Here is a 5,374-nt window from a genome sequence, read left to right on the forward strand (position 1 = left end):
TGACCTCGGGCGGCGGCGCGTGGGACAATGCCAAGAAGTATATCGAGGACGGCAATTACGGCGGCAAGGGCTCCGAGGCGCACAAGGCGGCGGTGACCGGCGATACGGTGGGTGATCCCTACAAGGACACCGCGGGGCCGGCGGTGAACCCGATGATCAAGATCACCAACATCGTCGCGCTGCTGCTGCTGGCGGCGCTGGCGGGGGGGCAGGCGACGGGCTGACGCGTTCGCGCGAACTTGGGAACGGATCGGCCCCGCCCGGACCGGCGGGGCCTTTCTTTTTGTCGCTTCGGAGCGGCCGGAGCCTGGTTACCGCCGAAACGGATCAGCTTTGCGAATCTGATTGCCGCCAAAATGGAGGCCGGCGTGGACGACGCGATCGGCGCCGACCGCCCACGCTGCGGGCATGCCCGACTCGGTCGACATCGCCGCCTTCATCGCCCGTTGGCGCGCCAATCAGGGCGGCGCCGAACGGGCCAACTATGTCCTGTTCCTCACCGAACTCTGCCACCTGCTCGGTTTGCCGCAGCCCGATCCGGCCGATTCCCAGCACGATCGCAACGATTATGTCTTCGAGCGGGCGGTGGACTCCGTCGGGCCGGACGGGCAGGTCAGTCACCGCCGGATCGACCTCTACCGCCGCGATTGCTTCGTGCTCGAAGCCAAGCAGAGCCGTGAGGCGGGGGGTGGCAAGGCGGTGACACTGCCGCCCGAACAGGCCGGCCTTCCCGGCCTTCCCCCGCCCGAGACGCGCGGTCGACGCTCCGTCCAGCGCGGTTGGGACGTGCTGATGCGCAACGCCTTCGAGCAGGCCAAGCAATATGCCGAGGCGCTGCCGCCGGCGCATGGCTGGCCGCCGTTCATCCTGGTGTGCGATGTCGGGCACGCCATCGAGGTGTGGGCGGACTTCAACCGCCAGGGTCGCTACCGGCACTATCCCGACCGCGCCGGCTACCGCCTCCATCTGGACGAGCTGACCGACCCGGCGGTGCGCGACCGGTTGGCGCGGATCTGGACGGACCCGCTGTCGCTCGATCCCGCGCGGCGCGCGGCCGAGGTCACGCGCGACATCGCGCGCCGCCTCGCCGCCGTCAGCAAGTCGCTGGAGGGGCGTGGCCGGCAGCCGGCGGAGGTCGCCCATTTCCTTATGCGCTGCCTTTTCACCATGTTCGCGCAGAGCGAGCGGGTGCGGCTGCTCGATCCGGGCGATTTCACGCGCTTCCTCGACGAGGCGCGCGCGCGGGCCGACAGCTTCGCGCCGCTGCTGGAGGAGCTCTGGCGCGGCATGGACCGTGGCGACGTTTCGGCCCTGCTCCGCAAGCGGGTGCGTCGCTTCAACGGCGGCCTGTTCCACGATGCCCACGCGATCCCGCTCAACCGCGAGGAGATCGGCGAGCTCCACGAAGCGTCGCGCCACGACTGGACGGACGTGGAGCCGGCGATCTTCGGCACCCTGCTCGAACAGGCACTCGATCCCCGGGAGCGCCGCAGGTTGGGCGCCCATTATACGCCTCGCGCCTATGTCGAGCGGCTGGTCGCGGCGACCGTCATCGCGCCGTTGCAGCTCGAATGGGAGCTGATGCGGCTGGGCACGGTGGAGCGGGAGCGGCAGACCGACCGGGCCACCGCCATCCGGACGGTGCGCGAGTTCCACGTCAAGCTGGCGCAGACGCGCATCCTCGATCCCGCCTGCGGCACCGGCAACTTCCTCTACGTCGCGCTCGAGATGATGAAACGGCTGGAAGGCGAGGTGCTGGAGGTGCTCGCCGAGCTGGGCGGCGAGGAGGCGCTGCGGCTCGAGACCGAGACGGTGCACCCCAAGAACTTCCTGGGCCTGGAGGTCAACGCCCGCGCCGCCGCGATCGCGGAACTGGTGCTCTGGCTCGGCTACATCCAGTGGCAGCTCCGCAACGGCCGCAGCATCACCGATCCGGTGCTGGAGGAGCTGCGCACGATCGAGGTGCGCGACGCAGTGCTCCGTCACGATGGCGAACGGCTCACGGCCGATCGGCGCGGCACCGAGCTGGCGAACCCGCGACGACCGGCTTGGCCCGAGGCGGACTATATCGTCGGCAATCCGCCTTTCATCGGCGGCAAGGACCTGCGCGGTCGGCTGGGCGACGCTTACCTGACCGCCCTGTGGAAGGCGCATCCGGCGATGGGCCGCTCGGCCGATTTCGTGATGTACTGGTGGGATCACGCCGCCGACCTGCTCACCCGCCGGGCCACCCGGCTGAAGCGGTTCGGCTTCGTCACGACCAACTCGATCGTGCAGGAGTTCAGCCGTCGCGTCATCGCGCGGCGGTTGGCGGGGCGGCCCCCCGTCAGCCTGGTTCAGGCCATTCCCGATCATCCCTGGACGAAGGCGACCCGTGACGCGGCGGCGGTGCGGATCGCGATGACGGTTGCGGAGGCGGGCGCGAAGGAGGGCCGGCTGCTGACGGTCGTGCTGGAGAGCGATCTCTTCACCGAGACGCCCGCGATCACGTTCACCGAGGTCCCGGGCCGCATCAACGCCGACCTGACGATCGGCACCGATCTAGGCGGCGCGCACGGCCTGCTCGCCAACGCCTGGCTCTGCTCACGCGGGGTATCGTTGCATGGTGCAGGCTTCATGGTCACGCCGGCCCAGGCCGCTCTCCTCGGTCTCGGCCGCCGGGAGGGTCTGGAGCGCCATATCCGTCCCTATCGCAACGGGCGCGATCTGACCGGCCGGGCGCGCGGCCTGATGGCGATCGACCTGCTCGGGCTGTCCGGCGAGGAGGTGCGGCGGCGCTACCCTGAGGTCTATCAGCACCTGCTGACGACGGTCAGGCCCGAGCGCGACCGCAACAATCGCGCCGCCTATCGCGACAACTGGTGGCTGTTCGGCGAGCCGCGCCGCGAATTGCGGCCGGCGCTGGCGGGCCTGCCGCGCTACATCGCCACCGTCGAGACGGCGAAGCATCGGGTGTTCCAGTTCCTGGACGGCGCGGTGCTGCCCGACAACATGCTGGTGTGCATCGCCAGCGACGACCCGTTCCACCTGGGCGTGCTCAGCTCGCGATTCGGGACGAGCTGGGCGGCGGTTCAGGGCGGCACGCTGGAGGATCGCCCCCGCTTCACCAAGACGCAGTGCTTCGACCCGTTTGCCTTCCCGCTCGCGACGTCCGGGCAGCGCGTGACCATCGGCGGTCTGGCGGCGGAGCTGGACGCCGCGCGCAAGGAGGTGCTGGCGGATCATTCCGACCTAACGTTGACGGGCCTCTACAATCTGCACGACGCGATCGCCGCCGGCGGCCCGCTGACCACCATCCGACAGGATCAGCGGCGACGCGGCCGGATCGACCTGATCGCGGAGCTTCACCGCCGTCTCGATGCCGCGGTCGCGCAGGCCTATGGCTGGCCCGTCGACCTCGCCGACGAGGACGTGGTCGCCCGCCTGGCGGCCCTGAACGCGGAGCGGCGGGCCGACGAACGGCGCGGCCATGTCCACTGGCTGCGACCCGATTATCAGCAGGCGCGGGCCGGGCTGGCATCGGTCGCGACTGCGCGGGAGGAGCAGATCGAGGCGGCGCTGCCGGCCTCCCGGCAAGCCAAGCCGTCCTTTCCGCGCGACGCCGTCGGCCAGACCGCGGCCGTGTTCGAGTGTCTGCGCGGCGGCCAGGCGATGACCGCCGCCGCGATCGCGGCCCGCTTCGCGCAAGGTGGGCGGAGCGAGCCACGCGTCGCCGCGACGCTGGCCGCGTTGGAACGTCTCGGCCACGTCGCCGGCGGTCCGGCCGGGTTCAGCCTGAGGCGGGTGGCCTGACGGCCGCGCGACTCAGAGGGTCACCGTCTCCGGCCTGCCATGTTCCAGCCCGGCGAGAACCATGCGTTCCCAGACCGCGGGGTCGCCGGCGGCGGCCATCGCCGCGTCGGGTTCGCGCAGCGTCTTCAGCACGGCGCGCGCGTCGTCGAGATGGTCGGGCCAGGCGGCGTCGACCTCGCGCGAGGCCGATTCCGCGTCGCCGCCCGCATTGGCGCTGATGCGCTGGCCGGCGAGCACGCGCGCGACGCGCTCCAGGGCGGGGGTGGTGGACACGTCCATGGCAAGGCTCCTCGCAGGTTCGTCAGCGCCAACCCGCGAGGCGCCGCCGGTATCCGTCAGCGCGCCGCGTTCGCGCGGGGCCGCCCGCCGCCGGGCCTGCCGCCGCCGGAACGACCGCTACCGCTGCCACTGCCGCTGCCACGCCGGCTCGCATTGGCATAGCTGCGGGTCGGCTGCGCGGCGTGCGTGGCGCGCGGACGCGCCGGGCCGCGCTGCTGCTGGCGGTCGGGACGCGGCGCGGGATCGGCGCCGATCGCCTGGACCCGCGTCGCCTTGATGGCGGCGGCCTCGGCGACGAAGCCGGCCGGCAGCGCCCGCTCGGGGATGCGCTGGCGCGTCAGCTTCTCGATGTCCTTGAGGAACGGCCGCTCGTCGTCGGCGCAGAACGCGATCGCCATGCCGCTGGCGCCGGCACGCGCGGTGCGGCCGATGCGGTGGACATATTGCTCGGGCACGTTGGGCAGCTCGAAATTGACGACATGGCTGACGCCCGACACGTCGATGCCGCGCGCGGCGATATCGGTCGCGACCAGGATCGGCGCCTCGCCGGACTTGAACGCGGCGAGCGCGCGCTCGCGCTGCGGCTGGCTCTTGTTGCCGTGGATCGCGTTGGCGGCGATGCCGTTGCCGGCGAGCAGCTTCACCACACGGTCGGCGCCGTGTTTGGTCCGGGTGAAGACCAGCGCCCGTTCGACGGCGGGATCGCGCAGCGTCAGGGTGAGCAGCGCCTGCTTCTCGGCCTGGTTGACGAAGGTGACGTGCTGCTCGACGCGCTCGGCCGTCGTGGCGGCAGGCTTGATCGAGACGGTCGCCGGCTCGTGCAGGAACTGCCCCGCCAGCTCGCGGATCGAGGCGGGCATGGTGGCGGAGAAGAACAAGGTCTGGCGCTTCCTGGGCACCATGCGGGCGATCTTGCGCAGCGCGTGGATGAAGCCGAGGTCGAGCATCTGGTCCGCCTCGTCCAGCACCAGGATCTCGACCTGGGCCAGGCTGGCGAAGCCCTGCTCGACCAGATCGAGCAGCCGGCCGGGCGTGGCGACCAGGATGTCGACGCCGCGCGACAGATCCTGGCGGTTCTTGTTGATCGAGGTGCCGCCGAACACGGTGGCGACGTTCATGCGGCTGAAGCGGCCATAGGCACGGGCGGAGTCGGCGATCTGGCCGGCGAGCTCGCGGGTGGGGGCGAGCACCAGCATCCGGCAATGCGTCGGCAGCGGACGCTTGTTGGCTTCGACCAGGCGCTGGATGGAGGGCAGCACGAACGCGGCGGTCTTGCCGGTGCCGGTCTGCGCGATGCCGAGCA

At 71.1% G+C, this 5,374-nt stretch carries 4 protein-coding genes; 2 read left to right on the plus strand and 2 right to left on the minus strand.

All coding sequences use genetic code 11. From position 1 onward, the window contains the following. Both ACFE64_RS14905 and ACFE64_RS14910 read left to right on the plus strand, forming a co-directional pair. Positions 1-224: sodium/proton-translocating pyrophosphatase (locus ACFE64_RS14905; protein ID WP_375393244.1), on the plus strand; the 224-nt coding region annotated here is incomplete at its 5' end. Between the two features lie 184 nt (positions 225-408). Further along, positions 409-3,792 (plus strand): class I SAM-dependent DNA methyltransferase, encoded by a 3,384-nt coding sequence (locus ACFE64_RS14910; RefSeq protein WP_375393245.1) that lies wholly within the window; start codon positions 409-411, stop codon positions 3,790-3,792. A gap of 12 nt (positions 3,793-3,804) precedes the next feature. Here the strand turns inward: ACFE64_RS14910 and ACFE64_RS14915 are convergent, their stop codons facing one another. Beyond that, complete coding sequence (locus ACFE64_RS14915; protein WP_375393246.1) at positions 3,805-4,071, minus strand: hypothetical protein; 267 nt, start codon at positions 4,069-4,071, stop codon at positions 3,805-3,807. 56 nt (positions 4,072-4,127) lie between these two features. After that, positions 4,128-5,374 (minus strand): DEAD/DEAH box helicase (locus ACFE64_RS14920; RefSeq protein ID WP_375393247.1); only part of this gene is annotated, 1,247 nt, incomplete at its 5' end.

Source organism: uncultured Sphingomonas sp. (assembly GCF_964250165.1).
Taxonomy (GTDB): Bacteria; Pseudomonadota; Alphaproteobacteria; order Sphingomonadales; family Sphingomonadaceae; genus Sphingomonas.